Annotated in this window: 16 protein-coding genes; 15 read left to right on the top strand and 1 reads right to left on the bottom strand. The window is 67.5% G+C overall.

The window, feature by feature from the left end:
* The 14 genes from AC3WQZ_RS18805 to lpxC form a co-directional block, all read left to right on the top strand.
* Positions 1-1811 (top strand): peptidoglycan D,D-transpeptidase FtsI family protein (locus AC3WQZ_RS18805; protein ID WP_492301028.1); only part of this gene is annotated, 1811 nt, incomplete at its 5' end.
* Positions 1808-3370 carry a UDP-N-acetylmuramoyl-L-alanyl-D-glutamate--2,6-diaminopimelate ligase gene (locus tag AC3WQZ_RS18810; RefSeq protein WP_058698450.1) on the top strand — a complete coding sequence of 521 codons (1563 nt, stop codon included), beginning with the start codon at positions 1808-1810 and terminating at the stop codon, positions 3368-3370. The genes AC3WQZ_RS18805 and AC3WQZ_RS18810, both read left to right, overlap by 4 nt.
* Positions 3367-4767, top strand: coding sequence for a UDP-N-acetylmuramoyl-tripeptide--D-alanyl-D-alanine ligase (locus AC3WQZ_RS18815; protein ID WP_492301030.1), 1401 nt, complete (start codon positions 3367-3369; stop codon positions 4765-4767). The genes AC3WQZ_RS18810 and AC3WQZ_RS18815 overlap by 4 nt, the downstream gene beginning before the upstream one ends.
* 13 nt (positions 4768-4780) lie before the next feature.
* The gene (gene mraY / locus AC3WQZ_RS18820; RefSeq protein WP_010814772.1) at positions 4781-5950 is read left to right on the top strand and encodes a phospho-N-acetylmuramoyl-pentapeptide-transferase; all 1170 of its coding nucleotides are present in this window, start codon (positions 4781-4783) and stop codon (positions 5948-5950) included.
* A 69-nt stretch (positions 5951-6019) separates the two neighbouring features.
* Positions 6020-7531: a UDP-N-acetylmuramoyl-L-alanine--D-glutamate ligase gene (gene murD / locus AC3WQZ_RS18825; RefSeq protein WP_439668280.1), complete on the top strand. Its 1512-nt coding sequence runs from the start codon at positions 6020-6022 to the stop codon at positions 7529-7531.
* The gene (gene ftsW / locus AC3WQZ_RS18830; RefSeq protein WP_010814770.1) at positions 7528-8769 is read left to right on the top strand and encodes a putative lipid II flippase FtsW; all 1242 of its coding nucleotides are present in this window, start codon (positions 7528-7530) and stop codon (positions 8767-8769) included. Before murD ends, ftsW begins: the two co-directional genes overlap by 4 nt.
* Complete coding sequence (gene murG / locus AC3WQZ_RS18835) at positions 8766-9836, top strand: undecaprenyldiphospho-muramoylpentapeptide beta-N-acetylglucosaminyltransferase (protein WP_010814769.1); 1071 nt, start codon at positions 8766-8768, stop codon at positions 9834-9836. Before ftsW ends, murG begins: the two co-directional genes overlap by 4 nt.
* Positions 9837-9858: 22 nt before the next feature.
* The gene (murC, locus tag AC3WQZ_RS18840) at positions 9859-11292 is read left to right on the top strand and encodes a UDP-N-acetylmuramate--L-alanine ligase (RefSeq protein WP_010814768.1); all 1434 of its coding nucleotides are present in this window, start codon (positions 9859-9861) and stop codon (positions 11290-11292) included.
* A complete protein-coding gene (locus tag AC3WQZ_RS18845; RefSeq protein ID WP_011616088.1) occupies positions 11289-12272 on the top strand; it encodes a D-alanine--D-alanine ligase in 984 nt (327 codons plus the stop codon). The genes murC and AC3WQZ_RS18845 overlap by 4 nt, the downstream gene beginning before the upstream one ends.
* A 27-nt stretch (positions 12273-12299) precedes the next feature.
* A complete protein-coding gene (locus AC3WQZ_RS18850; RefSeq protein WP_010814766.1) occupies positions 12300-13214 on the top strand; it encodes a cell division protein FtsQ/DivIB in 915 nt (304 codons plus the stop codon).
* The gene (gene ftsA, locus AC3WQZ_RS18855; RefSeq protein WP_010814765.1) at positions 13211-14443 is read left to right on the top strand and encodes a cell division protein FtsA; all 1233 of its coding nucleotides are present in this window, start codon (positions 13211-13213) and stop codon (positions 14441-14443) included. Before AC3WQZ_RS18850 ends, ftsA begins: the two co-directional genes overlap by 4 nt.
* 180 nt (positions 14444-14623) lie before the next feature.
* Positions 14624-15817: a cell division protein FtsZ gene (gene ftsZ / locus AC3WQZ_RS18860; protein ID WP_010814764.1), complete on the top strand. Its 1194-nt coding sequence runs from the start codon at positions 14624-14626 to the stop codon at positions 15815-15817.
* 447 nt (positions 15818-16264) lie between these two features.
* Positions 16265-16771, top strand: a complete 507-nt coding sequence (locus AC3WQZ_RS18865) for a peroxiredoxin (protein WP_010814763.1) — start codon at positions 16265-16267, stop codon at positions 16769-16771.
* A 153-nt stretch (positions 16772-16924) separates the two neighbouring features.
* Positions 16925-17842: a UDP-3-O-acyl-N-acetylglucosamine deacetylase gene (lpxC, locus tag AC3WQZ_RS18870; protein ID WP_010814762.1), complete on the top strand. Its 918-nt coding sequence runs from the start codon at positions 16925-16927 to the stop codon at positions 17840-17842.
* A 64-nt stretch (positions 17843-17906) separates the two neighbouring features.
* On the opposite strand, the gene AC3WQZ_RS18875 is transcribed toward lpxC, so the two are convergent.
* Positions 17907-18410 (bottom strand): hypothetical protein, encoded by a 504-nt coding sequence (locus tag AC3WQZ_RS18875; protein WP_010814761.1) that lies wholly within the window; start codon positions 18408-18410, stop codon positions 17907-17909.
* 305 nt (positions 18411-18715) lie between these two features.
* Between AC3WQZ_RS18875 and secA the strand changes: the two genes are divergently transcribed.
* Positions 18716-21493, top strand: a complete 2778-nt coding sequence (secA, locus tag AC3WQZ_RS18880; protein ID WP_010814760.1) for a preprotein translocase subunit SecA — start codon at positions 18716-18718, stop codon at positions 21491-21493.
* Positions 21494-21628: the final 135 nt, after the last annotated feature.

Here is a 21628-nt window from a genome sequence, read left to right on the forward strand (position 1 = left end):
GTCCCAACCCGCCCCGCCGTGACCGCAACGGCACCGCCTCGCGCCCGCGCAGCGGGCAGTTCTCGGCCAGCCCGGTGCTGGGCCTGCGCCTGCCGATGTGGCGCTCCAAGCTGGTGGTGTTCCTGATGTTCGCCGCCTTCGGCGCGCTGGCCCTGCGCGCGGCCTGGATCCAGGGCCCCGGCAACCAGTTCTACGAGGCCGAGGGCAAGAAGCGCTTCCAGCGCACGCTGGAGCTGCCGGCCACGCGCGGCAAGATCCTGGACCGCAACGGCCTGGTGCTGGCCACCAGCCTGCCGGTCAAGGCCGTCTGGGCGGTGCCCGAGGACGTGCCCAACCAGGTCGAGGCCGCCAAGATCCGCCAGCTGGCGAAGTTGCTCGGCATGTCCGAGAAAGACCTCGGCAAGAAGCTGTCCGAGGACAAGGGCTTCGTCTACCTGAAGCGCCAGGTGCTGCCTGACGTCGCCGACAAGATCGCCGCGCTGAAGATCGAGGGCATCCACCAGACCCGCGAATACAAGCGCTTCTACCCGGAAGGCGAGGCGATGGCCCACATCGTCGGCTTCACCAACGTGGAAGACCGCGGCCAGGAAGGCGTGGAGCTGGCGCGCGAGCCCGGCCTGGCCGCGCGCCGCCGCGGGGCCGGCGGGGCGGGCGCGCGCCAGGTGATCAAGGACCGCCTGGGCCGCGTGGTCGAGGACGTCGGCGTGCTGAAGACCCCGCGCGACGGCGAGGACATCCAGCTGTCGATCGACGCCAAGATCCAGTACCTGGCCTACAACGAGCTCAAGGCCGTGGTCGAAAAGCACAAGGCCAAGGCCGCCAGCGCGGTGGTGCTCGACGCCCAGACCGGCGAAGTGCTGGCGCTGGCAAACTGGCCCACCTACAACCCCAACGACCGTACCCGGCTGTCCGGCGAGCAGCTGCGCAACCGTGTGCTGACCGACACCTTCGAGCCCGGCTCGATGATGAAGCCGATCACGGTCGGCCTGGCGCTGCAGCTCAAGCGCGTGACGCCGTCCACGGTAATCACCACTACCGGCAAGTACAACTTCGAAGGCGCCACCATCAGCGATACCCACAACTACGGGGCGCTGACGGTAAGCGGCGTGATCCAGAAGTCGAGCAACATCGGCACGACCAAGATCGCGATGATGATGAAGCCGCAGGAGATGTGGGACATGTACACCAGCATCGGGCTGGGCCAGGCGCCCAAGATCGGCTTCCCCGGCGCCGTGGCCGGCCGCGTGCGCCCGTTCAAGAGCTGGCGCCCGATCGAGCAGGCCACCATGTCATACGGCTACGGCCTGTCGGTGTCGCTGTTCCAGATGGCGCATGCCTACACCATCTTCGCGCATGACGGCGAGTTGATCCCGGTGTCGATGTTCCGCACCAGCGGCCCCGCCACCGGCGAGCGCATCCTGTCGCCCCAGGTGGCCCGCGACGTGCGCGCCATGATGGAAACCGTGACCGCGCCCGGCGGCACCGCGCCCGAGGCGCAGGTGATGGGCTACCGCGTCGGCGGCAAGACCGGCACCGCCTACAAGCATGAAGGCCGCGGCTACAACCGCAGCAAGTACCGCGCCTCGTTCATCGGCCTGGCGCCGATGTCGAATCCGCGCATCATCGTGGCCGTCAGCGTGGACGAACCCACCGCGGGCAGCCACTACGGCGGCCTGGTGGCCGGCCCGGCGTTCGCGGCCATCACCGGCGGCACGCTGCGCGCACTGAATGTGCAGCCCGACTCGCCGATCCGCCAGCTGGTGGTCAGCGACAAGGTGCAGGAGAGCGAACCGTGGAGTTCGACCCAATGACGGCCAAGCCACTGCTCCCGCTCGAGGTCACCGCGCAGGCCAGCAATGCGCTGGCCTGGCTGCGTACCAACGTGGCCGCCGCCGCGCAGCTGACCGGAGATACCCGGCGCCTGGCGCGTGGCGATGTGTTCTTCGCCTACGTGCTCGGCAACGCGCGCCTGGCCACCGACGGCCGGCTCTATATCGCCCAGGCGATTGCCGCCGGCGCGGGGGCCATCGTCTATGAGGCCGACGGCTTCGACTGGCCCTTCAGCGACGTCGTGCCGCATCTCGCGGTGAGCCGCCTGCACCAGCTGGCCGGCCCGATCGCCGCCGGCTGGCATGGCAACCCGGTGCGCGGCCTGGCCGTGACCGGCATCACCGGCACCAACGGCAAGACCTCGTGCAGCCAGTGGCTGGCACGGGTGCTGCAGGCCGCCGGCACGCCCTGCGCGACCATCGGCACGCTGGGCACTGGCTTCCCGGGCGCGCTGCAGGCTACCGGCTTCACCACGCCTGACGCGGTGCAGCTGCAGGCCAGCCTGGCGTCCCTGCACGACGCCGGCGCGCGCGCGGTGGCGATGGAGGTGTCCTCGCACGGCCTGGAGCAGGAGCGCGTGGCCGGCACGCATTTCTCTGTGGCGGTGCTGACCAACCTGACCCAGGACCACCTCGACTACCACGGCTCGATGGCCGAGTACGAGGCCGCCAAGGAGAGCCTGTTCCGCTGGGACGGCCTGCGCACCGCGGTGGTCAACCGCGACGACGCCATGGGCCAGCGCCTGCTGGCGGCGGACGCCGCCGCCATTGGCGCGCCGCACGTGATCGAATACGGCATCGACGGCCCCGGCGCGGCCACGGTGCGCCGCCCGCGCGGCGAGTGGCTGCGCGCCACCAACGTGCGCGCCACGCCCACCGGCACCGCCTTCCATATCGACGGCAGCTTCGGCAGCGCCGAGATGGCCACACCGATGATCGGCGTCTTCAACGTCAGCAACCTGCTGGCGGTGCTGGGTGCGGCGCTGGCCAACGGCGTGGCGTGGGACGCGGCCATCGCCGCGCTGCGCGCGCTGACGCCGGTCGAAGGGCGCATGGAGTTGTTCGGTGCCGCCGGCGGCCCGGATGCGCCGCTGGCCGTGGTCGACTACGCCCATACCCCGGACGCGCTGGCGCAGACGCTGGCCGCGCTGCGCCCGGTGGCGCAGGCGCGTAACGGCCGCCTGTGGTGCGTGTTCGGCTGCGGTGGCGACCGCGACCCGATCAAGCGCCCGCTGATGGGCGCGGTGGCCGAGCGCGAGGCCGACGAGGTCATCCTGACCAGCGACAACCCGCGCAGCGAAGACCCGCAGGACATCCTGGACGCCATTGCCGACGGCATGGCCGTGCGCGCGCGCGCGCGCCAGATCGAAGACCGCGCCGCCGCCATCCTCTATGCCGTCAGGCACGCGGCACCGGCCGACGTGGTGCTGGTGGCGGGCAAGGGCCATGAGGCCACCCAGGAGATCCAGGGGCGCAAGCGCCCGTTCTCCGATCGCGAACATGTACGACTGGCGCTTGCCACCCGTGGAGTATCGGCATGAGCCAGACCCCAATGACCAACTTGCAGCAAGCCGCCGGCTGGATCACCGGCGCGCGCGTTTGCGGCGACGGCGCCGTGGAGTTTTCGCGCGTGCATAGCGACAGCCGCAGCGTCGAGCCCGGCGACCTGTTCGTCGCTCTCAAGGGCGAGCGCTTCGACGCGCATGACTTTATCGCCGACGTGGTGGCGCGCGGCGCTGCCGCCGTGCTGGTCAGCCGCGAGGTCGATGCCGGCGTGCCGGCCATCGTCGCGCCGGACACGCGCATTGCGCTGGGCGAGCTCGGCGCCGGCTGGCGCCGCCAGTTCACGCTGCCGGCGGTGGCGGTGACCGGCAGCAACGGCAAGACCACGGTCAAGGAAATGATCGCGGCCATCTTCGCCGCGGCGGTAGGCGAGGAGCAGCGCCTGGCCACCGGCGGCAACCTGAACAACGATATCGGCCTGCCGCTGACGGTGCTGCGCCTGCGCGCCACGCACAAGCTGGCGGTGCTGGAGCTCGGCATGAACCATCCGGGCGAGACGGTCTACCTGGCCGGCATCGCCCAGCCCACCGTGGCGGTGATCACCAACGCGCAGCGCGAGCACCAGGAGTTCATGGTCAGCGTGGAAGCCGTCGCCCACGAGCACGCTGCCGCGATTGCGGCGCTGCCTGCCAACGGCGTGGCGGTGTACCCACTCGACGCGGAAAGCGGCGGCGCCTACGCGCCGGTGTGGCGCAATGCCGCGGGCGCGCGCCGTGCGCTGTCGTTCGGCACCTCGCAGCGCGCCGATGTGCACGCCACCGTGACGCTGGTCGACGGCGCACAGGTGATGCAGGTACGCGCGCCTGGCCATGCCTTCGACGTGCGCCTGGCGCTGCTGGGTGAGCACAACGTGCGCAACGCGCTGGCGGCCATCGCCTGCGCGCTGGCCGCGGGGGTGCACGTGCCGGCGATCCAGCGGGGCCTGGCCGGGTTCCAGGCGGTCAAGGGCCGGCTGCAGGTCAAGTACACGCCGGGTGGGACGGTAGTCATCGACGACACATACAACGCCAACCCCGACTCCATGCGCGCCGCCATCGACGTGCTGGCCGGCTTTGCCGCGCCGCGTGTGCTGGTGCTGGGCGACATGGGCGAAGTGGGCGACCAGGGCCCCGCATTCCACCAAGAAATCGGTGCCTACGCCAAGGCGCGCGGCATTGGCACGCTGTGGGCGACCGGTGACCTGGCTGTGCATGCGGTGCAGGCATTCGGCGCGGGTGGCCGGCATTTCGGCACCGCGGAAGCCCTGGCAAAGGCGCTGGAGGAAGACAGCAGGGGCATGGTGGCGCAAGTGGGCGCCGTGCTGGTGAAGGGATCGCGCTTCATGCGCATGGAACGGATGGTCGCGGCGCTGGTCGCAGACACTTCCGCACATTAAATAAGACAACACGATGTTATTGGCTCTGGCCCAGTGGCTGCAAAACGACTACAGCTTCCTCCGGGTCGTCAACTATCTGACTTTCCGCGCGGTGATGGCCAACCTCACCGCGCTTCTGATCGGGCTGGCGTTCGGTCCGTGGGTGATCCGCAAGCTGACCGAGCTGAAGGTCGGCCAGGCGGTGCGCACCATCGGCCCGCAGACCCACTTGGTCAAGGCCGGCACGCCGACCATGGGCGGCGTGCTGGTGCTGGTCTCGATCGCGGTGTCGACGCTGCTGTGGTGCGACTGGGGCAACCGTTTTATCTGGGTGGTGATGCTGGTCACCTTCGGCTACGGCGCGATCGGCTGGGTCGACGACTACCGCAAGGTGGTGTATCGCGACCCGCGCGGCATGTCGAGCCGCGAGAAATTTTTCTGGCAGACGCTGATCGGCCTGGTGGCCGCGGTCTACCTGGCGTTTTCGGTATCGGAAAGCAGCAACGTACGGGTGTGGGAGCTGTTCCTGAACTGGGTCGAGGGCGGGCTGTCGTTGGACATGCCGTACAAGTCCAACCTGATCGTGCCCTTCTTCAAGGAGATCAGCTACCCGCTGGGCGTGGCCGGCTTCATCGTGCTGACCTACCTGGTGATCGTGGGCTCGAGCAACGCCGTCAACCTGACCGACGGCCTGGACGGCCTGGTGATCATGCCGGTGGTGCTGGTTGGCGGCGGGCTGGGCGTGTTTGCGTACGTAATGGGCAACTCGGTCTACAGCAAGTACCTGCTGTTCCCGCATATCCCGGGCGCGGGCGAACTGCTGATCTTCTGCTCGGCATTGGCCGGCGCGGGGCTGGCCTTCCTCTGGTTCAATGCGCACCCGGCGCAGGTGTTCATGGGCGACGTCGGCGCGCTGGCGCTGGGCGGCGCGCTCGGCACGGTGGCGGTGATCGTGCGCCAGGAGATCGTGCTGTTCGTGATGGGCGGCATCTTCGTGGTGGAAACACTGTCGGTGATGGCGCAGGTGACGTGGTTCAAGATCACCAAGCGCCGCTATGGCGAAGGCAGGCGGCTGTTCCGGATGGCGCCGCTGCACCACCATTTCGAGCTGGGCGGCTGGAAGGAAACCCAGGTCACGGTGCGTTTCTGGATCATCACCATGCTGCTGGTGCTGATCGGGTTGTCGACGCTGAAGTTGCGTTAATGGTTGCGCGGGTCAGGGACTGACGGCGCTTTCTATATAGATACAGGAAAACAAAGGCAGGAAATCGAAGTGTTTGGCGAGCTGCAAAAACCTCATGTGCTGGTACTGGGCCTTGGTGAGTCGGGCCTGGCCATGGCGCGCTGGTGTGGCCTGAACGGCTGCGCGGTGCGCGTGGCTGACACGCGCGAGGCGCCCGCCAACCTTGTCTTCCTGCAGGCCGAGCTGACTTCGGCCGAATTCGTCGGCGGCCCGTTCGCCGACAGCCTGCTCGACGGCATCGGCCTGGTGGCGATCAGCCCGGGCCTGTCGCCGCTGGAAGCCGCCACTGGCGCGCTGCTGGCCGCGGCGCAGGCGCGCGGCATCCCCGTGTGGGGCGAGATCGAGCTGTTCGTGCGCGCGCTGCGCCACCTGGAAGCCGAGTCCGGCTACGCGCCGAAGATCCTGGCGATCACCGGCACCAACGGCAAGACCACCACCACCGCGCTGACCGGCCGGCTGGTGGAGCGCGCCGGCAAGAGCGTGGCGGTGGCGGGCAATATCAGCCCGTCGGCGCTGGACAAGCTGTCGGCCTGCATCGCCTCGGCATCGCTGCCGGAGGTGTGGGTGCTTGAGCTGTCCAGCTTCCAGCTGGAAACCACGCACACGCTGGCGCCCGCCGCGGCGACTGTGCTCAACGTCACCCAGGACCACCTGGACTGGCATGGCTCGATGGAAGCCTATGCCGCGTCCAAGGCGCGCATCTTCGGGCCGGCCGGCAGCGAGTGCGTGCAGGTGCTCAACCGCAACGACCGCCTGACCATGGATATGGCGCGGCCCGGGAGCACGCCGCTGACCTTTGGCACCGACCTGCCGGAAACGCCGGGCAGCTTCGGCATCCTGCGCGAGGGCGGCATGCCCTGGCTGGTGCTGGCCGAACCCGATCCGGACGCGGAAGGGGAGGGCAAGCCGCGCCGCCGCAAGGCCGCCGAGGTGGTCCAGGAAGCCGTGCCGGTGCGCCACAAGCGCCTGATGCCGGCCGACGCGCTGCATATCCGCGGCATGCACAACGCCACCAACGCGATGGCCGCGCTGGCGCTGTGCCGCGCCATCGACCTGCCGATGAACGCACTGCTGCACGGCCTGCGCGAATACCGCGGCGAGCCGCACCGCGTGGAGTGGGTTGCGACCATCGACGATGTCGAGTATTTCGACGACAGCAAGGGCACCAACGTGGGCGCAACCGTGGCCGCGCTGTCTGGGCTGGACAAGCGCGTGGTGCTGATCGCCGGCGGCGAAGGCAAGGGCCAGGATTTCTCGCCGCTGGCCGCGCCGGTGGCGCAGTACGCGCGCGCGGTGGTGCTGATCGGCCGTGCCGCTGGTGAACTGCGCGATGCATTGCAGGGCAGCGGTGCCAGCCTGGTCGACGCCGGCACGCTGGAAGAGGCCGTGACCAAGGCTGCCGGACTGGCCGAGAGCGGCGATGTGGTGCTGCTGTCGCCGGCATGCGCCAGCCTCGACATGTTCCGCAACTACGTGCATCGCGCCGAGGTGTTCCGCGGCGCCGTGGAAGAACTGGCGCTGTCCCGGGGGATCCTGCCATGAGCGAAGCACAGGTCAAGCGCAGCGGCTTTATCGGCGCCACCATCGGCAATGCCTGGGGTGGCCTGCGCGACGCCGTGTCGGGCGTCAAGCCGACCCGCTCGCGCATGATGGAGTACGACCAGCCCATGCTGTGGGTGTCGATCGTGCTGCTCGCGCTCGGCCTGGTGATGGTCTATTCGGCCTCGATCGCGCTGCCGGACTCGCCGCGCTACGCCAACTATCGCGAGAGCCACTTCCTGATGCGCCATGCGTTCGCGCTGGGGATCGGGCTGTCGGTCGGGCTGGCGTCGTTCCAGGTCCCGGTCAAGGTGTGGGACCGCTACGCGCCCAAGCTCTTTATCTTCGCGCTGATCCTGCTGGTGATCGTGCTGGTGCCGTTCGTCGGCAAGGGCGTGAACGGCGCGCGGCGCTGGATTCCGCTGGGCGTGATGAACTTCCAGCCGTCCGAGCTGATGAAGCTGGCGGTGGTGCTGTACGCGGCCAACTACACCGTGCGCAAGCAGGAGTGGATGCAGACCGTGTCCAAGGGCTTTTTGCCGATGGGCGTGGCGGTGGTGGTGGTGGGCATGCTGCTGCTGCTCGAGCCCGACATGGGCGCGTTCCTGGTAATCGCCGCGGTGGCGATGGGCATCCTGTTCCTGGGCGGCATCAACGGCAAGCTGTTTGCCGGGCTGGTGGGCGTGGCAATCGGCGCGTTCGCGCTGCTGATCACGGCTTCGCCCTGGCGGCGCGAGCGGATCTTCGCCTACCTGAACCCGTGGGAAGAGAGCAACGCGCTGGGCAAGGCCTACCAGCTCACGCACTCGCTGATCGCTTTCGGCCGCGGCGAGTGGACCGGGGTGGGGCTGGGCGGCAGCATCGAGAAGCTGCACTACCTGCCCGAGGCCCATACCGACTTCATCCTCGCGGTGATCGGCGAGGAATTCGGCTTTGTCGGCGTGCTGGTGGTGATCGTGCTGTTCTACTGGCTGGTGCGGCGCGCCTTCAATATCGGCCGCACCGCGCTGCAGCTGGACCGCACCTTTGCCGGCCTGGTGGCCAAGGGCATCGGCGTGTGGATCGGCTGGCAGACCTTTATCAATATGGGCGTGAATCTGGGCCTGCTGCCGACCAAGGGGCTGACGCTGCCGCTGGTGAGCTATGGCGGCTCGGGGATCTTGATGAACTGCGTGGCGCTGGCGATCCTGCTGCGCATTGATTATGAAAATCGAGTATTGATGCGCGGAGGGAAGGTATGACCGGACCGCGCACCTTGCTCGTGATGGCCGGCGGCACCGGGGGGCATGTGTTCCCGGGGCTGGCGGTCGCGCACGCGCTGCGCGAGCAGGGCTGGAAAGTGGTCTGGCTGGGCAACCGCACCGGCATGGAAGCCACGCTGGTGCCCAAGCACGACATCCCGATGGAGTTCATCCAGTTCGGCGGGCTGCGCGGCAAAGGCCTGGTGACCAAGTTCCTGCTGCCGCTGAACCTGCTGCGTGCGTTCTGGCAGAGCATAGCCGCGCTGCGCCGGGTGCGCCCGAGCGTGGTGCTGGGCATGGGCGGCTATATCACCTTCCCGGCCGGCATGATGGCGTCGCTGCTGGGGCGCCCGCTGGTGCTGCACGAGCAGAACTCGATTGCCGGACTGGCCAACAAGGTGCTGGCCAAGGTGGCCGACCGCGTGCTGTGCGCGTTCCCGGACACGCTGCCCGGCGGCGAATGGACCGGCAACCCGGTACGCGAGGAACTGGCGCACCTGGACGCGCCCGAAGCGCGCTATGACCAGCGCAGCGGCCCGCTGCGGATCCTGGTGGTGGGCGGCAGCCTGGGCGCCGCGGCGTTGAACGAGGTGGTGCCCAAGGCCATCGCGCTGCTGCCCGGGGGCGAGCGCCCGGTGGTCACGCATCAGGCGGGCGCGAAGCAGATCGACACGCTGCGCGCCAACTACGCGGCCGCGCAGGTGCCCGCGCAGACCCTGCCGTTCATCGACGACATGGCGCGCGCTTACGCCGATGCGGACCTGGTGATCTGCCGCGCCGGCGCGATGACGGTGTCGGAAGTGGCTGCCGCGGGTGTGGCGGCGATGTTCGTGCCGTTCCCGCATGCGGTGGACGACCACCAGACCACCAACGCGGAATTTTTGTCGAAGCAGGGCGCGGCCCTGCTGGTGCAGCAGAAAGACCTGACGGCCGAGGGGCTGGCGCAAACCATCGCCAGCCTGACCCGGCCGCAGCTGAAAGACATGGCGCGCCTGGCGCGCGGACTGGCCAAACCTGAGGCAACCCGGCGCGTCGCCGAGATCTGCAGTCAGCTGGCCAGGGACTGAAGCCTATATAAGCAGCAATCGAATGAAGCATATCGTCAAGAACATCCACTTCGTGGGCATCGGCGGCGCCGGCATGAGCGGCATCGCCGAGGTCCTGCTGAACCTGGGATACAAGGTCTCGGGCTCGGACGTGGGCAACAATGCCGCCACGCGGCGCCTGGCATCGCTCGGCGCCACGGTCATGCACGGGCATGACGCGGCCAACGTGACCGGCGCCAACGCGGTGGTGGTGTCGACCGCCGTCAGCGGCGACAACCCCGAAGTGCTGGCCGCCCGCAGCAAGCGCATCCCGGTGGTGCCGCGCGCAGTGATGCTGGCCGAACTGATGCGCCTGAAGCAGGGCGTGGCCATCGCCGGCACGCACGGCAAGACCACCACCACCAGCCTGGTGGCGTCGGTGCTGGCCGAAGGCGGGCTGGACCCGACCTTCGTGATCGGCGGCCGCCTGAACTCGGCCGGCGCCAACGCGCGCCTGGGCACGGGCGACTTCATCGTGGCCGAGGCCGACGAGTCGGACGCATCGTTCCTGAACCTGTTCCCGGTCATCGAGGTCATCACCAATATCGATGCCGACCACATGGACACCTACGGGCATGACTTTGCCCGGCTCAAGCAGGCGTTCATCGAATTCACCCAGCGGCTGCCGTTCTACGGCATCGCGGTGCTGTGCGTCGACGACCCCAACGTGCGCGAGATCCTGCCGTTCGTGTCCAAGCCGGTGGTGCGCTACGGCTTTGCCGAGGATGCCCAGATCCGCGCCGTGGACGCGCGCGCGGTCGACGGCCAGATGCACTTCACCGTGCAGCGCCAGCTTAACGGCCATACCGAGCCGCCGCTCGAGATCGTGCTGAACCTGCCCGGCCTGCACAACGTGCAGAACGCGCTCGCGGCGATCGCCATTGCCACTGAGCTGGAGGTGCCCGATGCCGCCATCGTCAAGGCACTGCGCGAGTTCCATGGCGTGGGCCGGCGCTTCCAGCGCTACGGCGAGGTGGCCACGCCCGACGGCGCCGGCACCTTCACCCTGGTGGACGACTACGGCCACCACCCGGTCGAGATGGCGGCCACGCTGGCCGCCGCGCGCGGCGCGTTCCCGGGGCGCCGCCTGGTGCTGGCGTTCCAGCCGCACCGCTTTACCCGTACGCGGGATTGCTTTGAGGACTTCGTCAAAGTGCTGGGCACCGTCGATGCGCTGCTGCTGTCCGAGGTCTACGCCGCCGGCGAAGCCCCGATCGTGGCCGCCGACGGCCGTGCGCTGACCCGCGCGCTGCGCGTGGCCGGCAAGGTCGAACCTGTTTTCGTGGAGCAGATGGAAGAAATGCCGCAGGCCATCCTGGATGCCGTCCGGCCGGGCGATGTGGTCGTGACGATGGGCGCGGGCTCGATCGGGGCCGTGCCGGGGCAGCTGGTGTCGCACCAGCAATCGACGCAATCAACGCAGGGAGGCCAGGCATGAGCTTCGTCGCCCATCCCAATATCGATCCCAAGTCGCTGGGCAAGGTCGGCGTGCTGCTGGGCGGACGCTCGGCCGAACGCGAGATCTCGCTGATGTCTGGCAACGGCGTGCTGGCCGCGCTGCAGTCGCGCGGCGTGGACGCGCACGGCTTCGACCCGGGCCTGCAGAGCGTGGCCGAGCTGGCCGCTGCCGGCTTTGACCGCGTCTTTATCGCACTGCATGGCCGCTATGGCGAGGATGGCACCATCCAGGGCCTGCTCGAGCAGCTGGGCGTGCCGTACACCGGCAGCGGCGTGCTGGCATCAGCCATGGCCATGGACAAGCAGGCCACCAAGCGCTTGTGGATGACCTATGGCCTGGCCACGCCGCGCTTTGCCATGCTGCATGCGGACACTGATTTTGATGCCGTGGCGGCCGACCTGGGCCTGCCGCTGATCGTCAAGCCGGCGCGCGAGGGCTCGTCGATCGGCCTGACCAAGGTCACTGCCGCCGACCAGATGCGCGCGGCGTTCGAGAAGGCCGCGGCGCTGGACAACGACGTCATTGCCGAGACCTTTATCGACGGCGCCGAACTGACCTGCCCGATCGTGGGCGAGGGCGACAGCGCCGAAGCGCTGCCGGTGATCCGCATCGTTGCGCCCGAAGCCAACTACGACTATCAAAATAAGTACTTTACTGACGATACCCAGTACTTGTGCCCGTCGGGCCTGGATCCCGAAGTCGAACGCGAGGTCCGGGCGCTGGCGGTGCAGTCCTACCGCGTGCTGGGCTGCCGCGGCTGGGCGCGTGCCGACCTGATGCTGCGCGCCGACGGCAAGCCTTTCCTGCTCGAGATGAATACCTCGCCCGGCATGACCGGCCATTCGCTGGTGCCGATGGCGGCGCGCGCGGTTGGCATCAGCTACGAGGACTTCGTGATGCAGGTGGTGGCCGCGGCCACGCTGGACCTGCATCCCAACGAGCATTGGAAACCCGAATAACGCAACCGAACAGGACCGTACCGGACCATGTGGCATAACGCACGCCTGCTCAACCTGATCGCCTCCGCGCTGTACGCGCTGGTGGTGCTGATGGCGCTCGCGGCAGGCCTGCTGTGGCTGGCGCAGCGGCCGGTGTTCGCCATCACCCATGTGGAGATCGGCCCGCTGGACGGCGGCGCCCTGCGCCACGTGAACGCGCCCAGCGTGCGTGCCAGCGCGCTGGGCAAGCTGACCGGCAATTTCTTCACGCTGGACCTGAACGCGGCCCGGCAGGCATTCGAGTCGGTGCCCTGGGTGCGGCGCGCCAGCGTGCGGCGCGAATGGCCCAACGGCCTGGCGGTCGAGGTCGAGGAACACGAGGCGCTGGGCACCTGGGGCACGCCCGACAGCGGGCGCCTGATCAATACCTATGGCGAGGTCTTTGTCGCCAACACCGCCGAGGCGGAAGAAGACGCACAGCTGCTGGCGCTGGACGGGCCGCCGGACAGCGAGGGCGATGTGATCGAGAAGCTCGAGGTCATGCGCCAGTGGTTCAAGCCGCTCAAGGCCGAGCCGCTGGCGGTGGCCCTGTCTGGCCGCTATGCCTGGCGCGCGAAGCTGTCCAACGGCATGGAGGTCGAACTGGGCCGCGAGCAGAACGATGAGGATCGCGTGGCGATGGACCAGCGGGTCCGGCGCTTCGTCGCGGCCTGGCCGCAGGTCACCCAGCAATGGGGCAGCCAGATCGAGTATGCCGACTTGCGTTATCCCAACGGCTTTGCCATCCGCGCCGCCAATGCCCGCTTCCTGACCGAGGCGCAGATCGCAGCTGCGGTCAGGGCGGAGAAGGCGGCGAAAGCAGCGAAGGCGGCCAAGCCGGCGCCGGCGGCAGCAGCGGTTTCAGGTACTTCCAACAACAATCCGACGCGACTGAAGAGCAAGAACGCGGAGAAAACCCGATGAGCAAGGAATACAAGGACCTGTTGGTCGGTCTCGATATCGGCACCTCGAAGGTGGCGGCGGTGGTCGCAGAACTGCGCCCCGACGGCAGCTACGAGGTGATCGGGATGGGCCAGTCAGAGTCCAAGGGTCTGAAGAAAGGGGTCGTGGTCAATATCGAGGCCACCGTGCAGTCGATCCAGAAGGCGCTGGAAGAGGCCGAGCTGATGGCCGACTGCAAGATTTCGGAGGTCTTCACCGGCATTGCCGGCAGCCACATCCGCAGCTTCAACTCCAGCGGCATGGTGGCGATCAAGGACAAGGAGGTCACGCAGACCGATGTGGCGCGCGTGATCGAGACCGCCAAGGCGGTCAATATCCCGACCGACCAGCAGATCCTGCACATCCTGACGCAGGAATTCATCATCGACGGCCAGGAGGACGTGCGCGAGCCCATCGGCATGAGCGGCATCCGCCTGGAAGTGAAGGTGCATATCGTCACCGGCGCGGTCAGCGCCGCGCAGAACATCGTCAAGTGCGTGCGCCGCTGCGGCCTGGAAGTGCACGACCTGATCCTGCAGCCGCTGGCTTCGAGCCTGGCGGTGCTGACCGAGGACGAGAAGGAACTGGGCGTGGTGCTGGTCGACATCGGCGGCGGCACCACCGACATCGCCATCTTCAGCGAAGGCGCGATCCGCCATACGGCCGTGATCCCTATCGCCGGCGACCAGATCACCAACGACATCGCGATGGCGCTGCGCACGCCGACGCCAGATGCCGAGGACATCAAGATCCAGTACGGCATCGCCAAGCAGGCGATCGCCGACCCGGACGACATGATCGAAGTGCCGGGCGTGGGCGACCGTGGCACGCGCACGCTCAGCCGCCAGGCGCTGGCCGCGGTGATCGAGCCGCGCATCGAAGAGCTGTACTCGCTGGTGCACCAGGTGGTGCGCGAGTCGGGCTATGAAGAACTGTTGTCGTCCGGCGTGGTCATCACCGGTGGTACCGCGATGATGCCGGGCATGGTCGAGCTGGGCGAGGACATCTTCCTCAAGCCTGTGCGCGTGGGTGTGCCGGAGTACCGCGGCAACCTGCACGAGGTGGTGAAGAGCCCGCGCTACGCGACCGTGATGGGCCTGCTGCTGGAAGGCCGTGTGCAACGCATGCGCGGACGCAAGGTGGCGGTGCAGAGCGGGTCGGTCAAGCAGGTGTGGACCCGCATGAAGGAATGGTTTGTCGGCAATTTCTGATCAATGCGGAAATTGACGCGCTGACGATGCAACGGCGCGCAGGCAGGGCGGTCTACCGGACAGGCCTGTGTACCGAGTGGAAGTTTTCTGGTTTTCTTTTTATTGGTTTCTTGTTCAGAAACCAGGGGTTGCGGCGGGGAGGCTGCATCGTCTGGGGACTGATTTTTCTCGGAGGCAGTGATGGACTTTGACATGATCGAAACGGAAGTGCAGGACGGCACCATCATCAAGGTGGTCGGCGTGGGCGGTGCGGGCGGTAACGCCGTGCAGCACATGATCAGCCGCGGCGTGCAAGGCGTCGAATTCATCTGCATGAACACCGATGCCCAGGCGCTCAAGCGTTCGAGCGCTTCGCGCGTGCTGCAACTTGGCAATACGGGCCTGGGCGCTGGCGCCAAGCCGGAAGTCGGCCGCAACTGCGCCGAATCGGCCCGTGATCAGATCGCCGACTCCCTGCGCGGCGCGCACATGGTCTTCATCACTGCCGGCATGGGCGGCGGCACCGGCACGGGCGCCGCGCCGATCGTCGCGCAAGTGGCCAAGGAGATGGGCATCCTGACCGTGGGCGTGGTCAGCAAGCCGTTCGACTTCGAAGGCGCGCGCCGCGCCAAGGTGGCCGAACACGGTTCCAGCGAGCTGGAATCAAGCGTCGACTCGCTGATCGTGGTGCTCAACGAGAAGCTGTTCGAAGTGATGGGCGACGACGCCGAGATGGACAAGTGCTTCCAGTGCGCCGACGACGTGCTGCACAACGCGGTGGCCGGCATTGCCGAGATCATCAACGTTGACGGCCTGGTGAACGTCGACTTCGAAGACGTGAAGACGGTGATGGGCGAGCAGGGCAAGGCCATGATGGGGACGGCCACCGTGTCGGGCGTGGACCGCGCCCGCCTGGCAGCCGAGCAGGCCGTTGCCAGCCCGCTGCTGGAAGGCGTTGACCTGTCCGGCGCGCGCGGCGTGCTGGTCAACATCACCGCCAGCCGTTCGCTGAAGCTGTCGGAAACCAAGGAAGTCATGAACACCATCCGCAGCTACGCGGCGGAAGATGCGACCGTGATCTTCGGTACGGTGTACGATGACTCGATGAGCGATGCGCTGCGCGTGACGGTGGTGGCCACGGGCCTGGGCCGCTCGGCCAAGAAGCAACAGCCGATGACCCTGCTCAAGACCGGCACGGACAACATGCCGGTGCAGATGATGGCCAACATGACCGCCGCCGCGGCCACGCACAGCTCGCCGGACTACAGCAACCTGGATACGCCGGCCGTGTGGCGCAGCTCGCGTGAGTCGGCGTCGGCTCACGTGGCGGCGCTGCAGGAAAAGGGTGTGGATACGTACGACATCCCGGCCTTCCTGCGCAAGCAGGCAGACTGAGCCCTGCCTGGCGCGGCATCGGTGCCTCCACCGGCCGCCTGACGGAACGCGTCGCCTTGTCGCGATGCACGTGCGCTCCCCATCCGCGCGTGCCTTGCATGGACTGACGTGAACCGCCGGGCTGCTGGCGGCGCCGCGCCTGCGCCGGACTGAGCTTCACCCGCATCCCGCCGGGACTGGCGTGCCGCTGGCCGCCTCCCCGGACTGGTTTCCCGCCTTCCCGGTCGGGATGTATCAGCGTCCGCGCGGCGCACCCAAGAGGTGCGCCGCGCGGACGTCTTTGTAGCAAGGTGTATCGGATCCGCGCCGGATGTCACCGGATGTGACCCGGCTTTGGCAATGCGGGCAAGGCGCCTATGATCTTGAGATTGCCCGTCTGACTGAGTGCGGGCGTCTGCGCCCCGGCATCCGGACTATTCTTCAGAAAACCCAGAAGGACCACGACCCATGATCACTGTCGGTTCCCGCGTCCCCGACGCCACGCTGCAGGAATTCTTCGAAACCGAAGGCAACGGCTGTGCGCTCGGCCCCAATGCCTTCAAGGTGGCGGACCTGGTCCGCGGCCGCAAGATCGTGGTGTTCGGCCTGCCCGGCGCTTTTACGCCGACCTGCTCGGCCAAGCATGTGCCGGGCTTTGTGCAGCACGCCGCGGCGCTGCGCGAGGCCGGCGTCGACGAGGTCTGGTGCGTGTCGGTCAACGACGCCTTCGTGATGGGCGCCTGGGGCCGTGAACAGCAGACTGGCGGCACGGTGCGCATGATGGCCGACGGCAGCGCCGAGTGGACCCGCGCGCTGGGCCTGGACCAGGACCTGGGCGCGCGCGGCATGGGCGTGCGCTCCAAGCGCTACGCGATGGTGATCGACGACGGCGTCGTCACCCGGCTCGACGTCGAGGCACCGGGCGAATTCCGCGTCAGCAGCGCCGAAGCAGTGCTGGCGGCGTTGCGTGGCTGACACAGTCATCCGGGTAAACGTGGATAATACGCAACTTGTTAAGGGGATGTTAACAGCCGGAAACAAAACCCGGCTGCAGCGCCCCTGAGGTGGTGGTAAAATCCATTAATCACAAAAGCTGCCCGATAGATTTTTATAATAGTTGAGGCTGTCATGCTCAAACAGCGCACCATCAAATCCCTGGTAAAGACCGTTGGCATCGGCCTGCACTCGGGACGCAAGGTCACGTTGACCCTGCGTCCCGCGCCGGCGGACACCGGCATCGTCTTTACCCGCGTCGACCTGCCCGAGGCCGTCGAGATTCCCGTGGCCGCGTCGGCCATCGGCGACACGCGCCTGGCATCGGTGCTGCAGAAGGATGGCGCGCGCGTTTCGACCGTCGAGCACCTGATGTCGGCCTGTGCGGGCCTGGGCATCGACAACCTCTATGTCGATGTCGACGCCGAGGAAATCCCGATCATGGACGGCAGCGCCGCGTCCTTCGTGTTCCTGCTGCAGTCGGCCGGCATTGAAGAGCAGAACGCGCTGAAGACCTTTATCCGCGTCAAGAAAGCGGTGGAAGTGCGCGAGGGCGACAAGCTGGCGCGGCTGGAGCCGTTCTTCGGCTTCAAGCTGTCGTTCACCATCGACTTCCGCCACCCGGCGGTCGACAAGACCGGCCAGACTTTCTCGATCGACTTTGCCGACACCAGCTACGTGCGCGAGATTGCCCGCGCCCGCACCTTCGGCTTTGCGCACGAGGTGGAAGCCCTGCGCGAGATGGGCCTGGCGCGCGGCGGCAGCCTGGACAACGCGATCGTGCTGGACGAGCACCGCATGCTCAACAATGAAGAGCTGCGCTACGGCGACGAGTTCGTGCGCCACAAGATCCTGGATGCGATCGGCGACCTGTATGTGGTGGGCCACCCGCTGATCGGCGCCTATGTGGCGAACAAGTCGGGCCACGGCCTGAACAACCAGCTGCTGCGCGCGCTGCTGGCCGACCAGGAAGCCTATGAACTGGTCACCTTCGACCGCGTCGAGGAAGCCCCGGTCGCGTTCCTGCCGCAGGCGCAGCCGGCGTTTGCCTGATCCTGGCGAACTGGCGCAGAAAAAAGCCGACCCGAGGGTCGGCTTTTTCGTGTTCGGCAACGGGCTAGCGGTGATGGGCGAGCAGCGTATTGAGCGCGTCGCGCAGCGGCGAATCCGGCAGGCTGCGCGCCAGCTGGTCCAGATTGGCGAGTCCCGTGGGCGTCATGCGGCCACCGGTGCGCTGGCGTTGCACGGGCTCCACTTCCCAGTCCGCGTGGCGCGACACCTCCGGCTGCACCCGCACCCGGATCGCGGTGATATGCGAGCCGCGCTGCTGCAGCCGTGCCAGCAGCGTCGGCACTACCTGGCGCACGCGGGCAGCGGCGGCGCCGTGCGCGGCCAGCAACAGCAGCACCTGGGCGTTCGGGTCGGTGGCGTCACGCTTGACCCCGGCCACGGCCAGGCCGTCGCGCATGCCGGCGGGCAGCAGTGCCAGCACCTCGGCCTCGAGCACCGACAGCTGGCGCGCGGTCTGCATCAGCGTCGAAACCGGGCCGGCCTTGGCCAGCCAGTCGTTGAGCGGCTTGGCGGCGGGGGTCTGCAGGGCGTGATGGGTGAAGCGGCGCATGCATGCATTCTAGCAAGGGGCGCGCTGGCCGCCTTGCCCGACTGTGGATTGAAGCTGCGGCGGCCGCCCCAAACTGTGGCCAATGGGCGCACGGGCAATCACGCGGGCAATCTGCGGACCACACGCGTGGCCGACATCCGGCAGGCTTGCCTGCCCTTGCGGGACGGGGCCAGGCGCGTTCCGGCCGTGACCCCGGCACATGATAAACTCGGCGTTTTGCGCCAATCTATCCATTCCTCGCCCGGCCGCCGGAGCAGCCCGCATCCCTGGGGTGCCGCCCGGTTCCGCGCAGGTGAAAGCAATCGATGATCACCGGCCTTCTCAAGAAAGTCTTCGGCAGCCGCAATGAGCGGCTGATCAAACAATACCGCCGCACGGTGGCGCAGATCAATGCGCTGGAGCCGAAGTTCGAGCAGCTCTCGGACGACGAACTGCGCGGCATGACGGAGACCTTCCGGCAGCGCCACGCCGGCGGCGAATCGCTCGAGGCGCTGCTGCCCGAGGCCTTCGCCGTCTGCCGCGAGGCCAGCAAGCGTGTCATGAAGATGCGCCACTTCGACGTGCAGCTGATCGGCGGCATGGTGCTGAACGACAACAAGATCGCCGAAATGCGCACCGGCGAAGGCAAGACGCTGACCGCGACGCTGGCCGTGTACCTGAATGCCATCACCGGCCAGGGCGTGCACGTGGTGACCGTCAACGACTACCTGGCGCAGCGCGATGCCGAGTGGATGGGCCGGCTGTACAACTTCCTGGGCCTGTCGGTGGGCGTGAACCTGTCGCAGATGCCGCACGACGCCAAGCAGGCGGCGTACAACTCGGACATCACCTACGGCACCAACAACGAGTTCGGCTTCGACTACCTGCGCGACAACATGGTCTACGACCCGTCGCAACGCGTGCAGCGCCCGCTCAACTACGCCATCGTCGATGAAGTGGACTCGATCCTGATCGACGAGGCCCGCACCCCGCTGATCATCTCCGGCCAGGCCGAGAACCAGACCGACCTGTACCAGCGCATGAACGGCATCCCCAAGCTGCTCGAGCGCCAGATCGGTGAAGAGAAGGCCGACGGCACCGGCGTCGAGAAGCCGGGCGACTACTACGTCGACGAGAAGGGCCACCAGGTCTACCTGACCGAAGCCGGCCACGAGAAGGCCGAAGAGATCCTGTCGCAGCAAGGCCTGATCGGCGAGGGCGAGTCGCTCTACGCGCCGCAGAACATCACGCTGATGCACCACCTGTACGCCGCCCTGCGCGCGCACAGCCTGTTCCATCGCGACCAGCACTACGTGGTGCAGAACGACGAAGTCGTGATCGTCGACGAGTTCACCGGCCGCCTGATGACCGGCCGCCGCTGGTCCGACGGCCTGCACCAGGCCGTTGAGGCCAAGGAAGGCGTCACCGTCCAGCAAGAGAACCAGACGCTGGCGACGATCACCTTCCAGAACTACTTCCGCATGTACAACAAGCTGGCCGGCATGACCGGCACGGCTGACACCGAAGCGTATGAGTTCCAGGAGATCTACGGCCTGGAAGTGGTGGTGATCCCGACCAACCGCCCGGCCCAGCGCAAGGACCAGCAGGACCAGATCTACAAGACCGGCAAGGAGCGTTACGACGCCGTGGTGCGCGATATCCGCGACTGCTACGAGCGTGGCCAGCCGGTGCTGGTGGGCACCACCTCGATCGAGACCTCGGAATACCTGTCGGGCCTGCTCGATCGCGAGCAACTGCCGCACCAGGTGCTCAACGCCAAGCAGCACGCGCGCGAAGCCGAGATCGTGGCCCAGGCCGGCCGCCCCAAGATGATCACCATTGCCACCAACATGGCCGGCCGCGGTACCGACATCGTGCTGGGCGGCAATGTGGAGAAGCAATCCGGCTTTATCGAGGCGGACCCGAACCTGTCCGACGCCGAGAAGGCCGCACGCATCAAGCAGCTCGAGGATGAGTGGCATTCGCTGCACGAGCAGGTCAAGGCCGCCGGCGGCCTGCATATCGTCGGCACCGAGCGCCATGAGTCGCGCCGTATCGACAACCAGCTGCGCGGCCGTGCCGGCCGCCAGGGCGACCCGGGTTCGTCGCGCTTCTACCTGTCGCTGGACGACCAGCTGCTGCGCATCTTCGCCGGCGACCGCGTGCGCGCCATCATGGAACGCCTGAAGATGCCCGAGGGCGAGCCGATCGAAGCCGGCATCGTCACGCGCTCGATCGAATCGGCGCAGCGCAAGGTCGAAGGCCGCAACTTCGACATCCGCAAGCAGCTGCTGCAGTACGACGACGTCGCCAACGACCAGCGCAAGGAAATCTACAAGCTGCGCAACGACGTGCTGGAAGCCCAGGATGTCGGCGACATGGTGACCAACCTGCGCGAGAGCGTGCTGGTTGAGCTGTTCCGCGACCACGTGCCGGCCGACACCATGGAAGAGCAGTGGAACATCTCCGGCCTGGAAACGCGCCTGCGCGAGGACTGGGGCCTGGAAGTGCCGCTGGCGCAGACCATCGAGGGCGCGCAGAGCATCGAGGACGAAGAGCTGCTCAACCTGATCATGAAGGCGGCCGCGGAGCGCTACGATGGCAAGGTCGCGATGGTCGGCCGCGAGTCGTTCGCCGGCTTCGAGCGCTCGGTCATGCTGCAGAGCATCGACACGCACTGGCGCGAGCACCTGGCCGCGCTGGACCACCTGCGCCAGGGCATCCACCTGCGCGGCTATGCGCAGAAGGATCCCAAGCAGGAATACAAGCGCGAGTCGTTCGAGCTGTTCGCGCGCCTGCTGGACCTGATCAAGAACGAAGTCACGCGCGTGACCTTCAACGTGCAGATCCAGTCGCCGGAAGAGCTGGAGCAGGCTTCGGAAGAGATCGAGGAAGGCCTGTCGCACCTGGAGAACATCCAGTACAAGCACGACGAGTTCGCCGAAGGGCGCGAGCCGGTCGAGGAAGCGCCGTCGCCGCGCACCGGTGCGGCCATGGCCGCCGCCGAGCTGGCGCTGGCGGGCATGCCCAAGGTCGGCCGCAACGATCCGTGCCCGTGCGGCTCGGGCAAGAAGTTCAAGCAGTGCCACGGCAGGCTCAGCTGAACTGAGCCCGGCCGGGTACCCGGCATGACGTCGTTCCCGCTGTCTGGGGAGTGACGCGCAAGGAAACGACATGCCCGCCCTCCGCGGGCATGTTCGTCTGATGACAAGCAAGTTGCGAGCAGAAGCCGCAAGCAG

This window comes from Cupriavidus sp. FW305-26 (assembly GCF_058787975.1).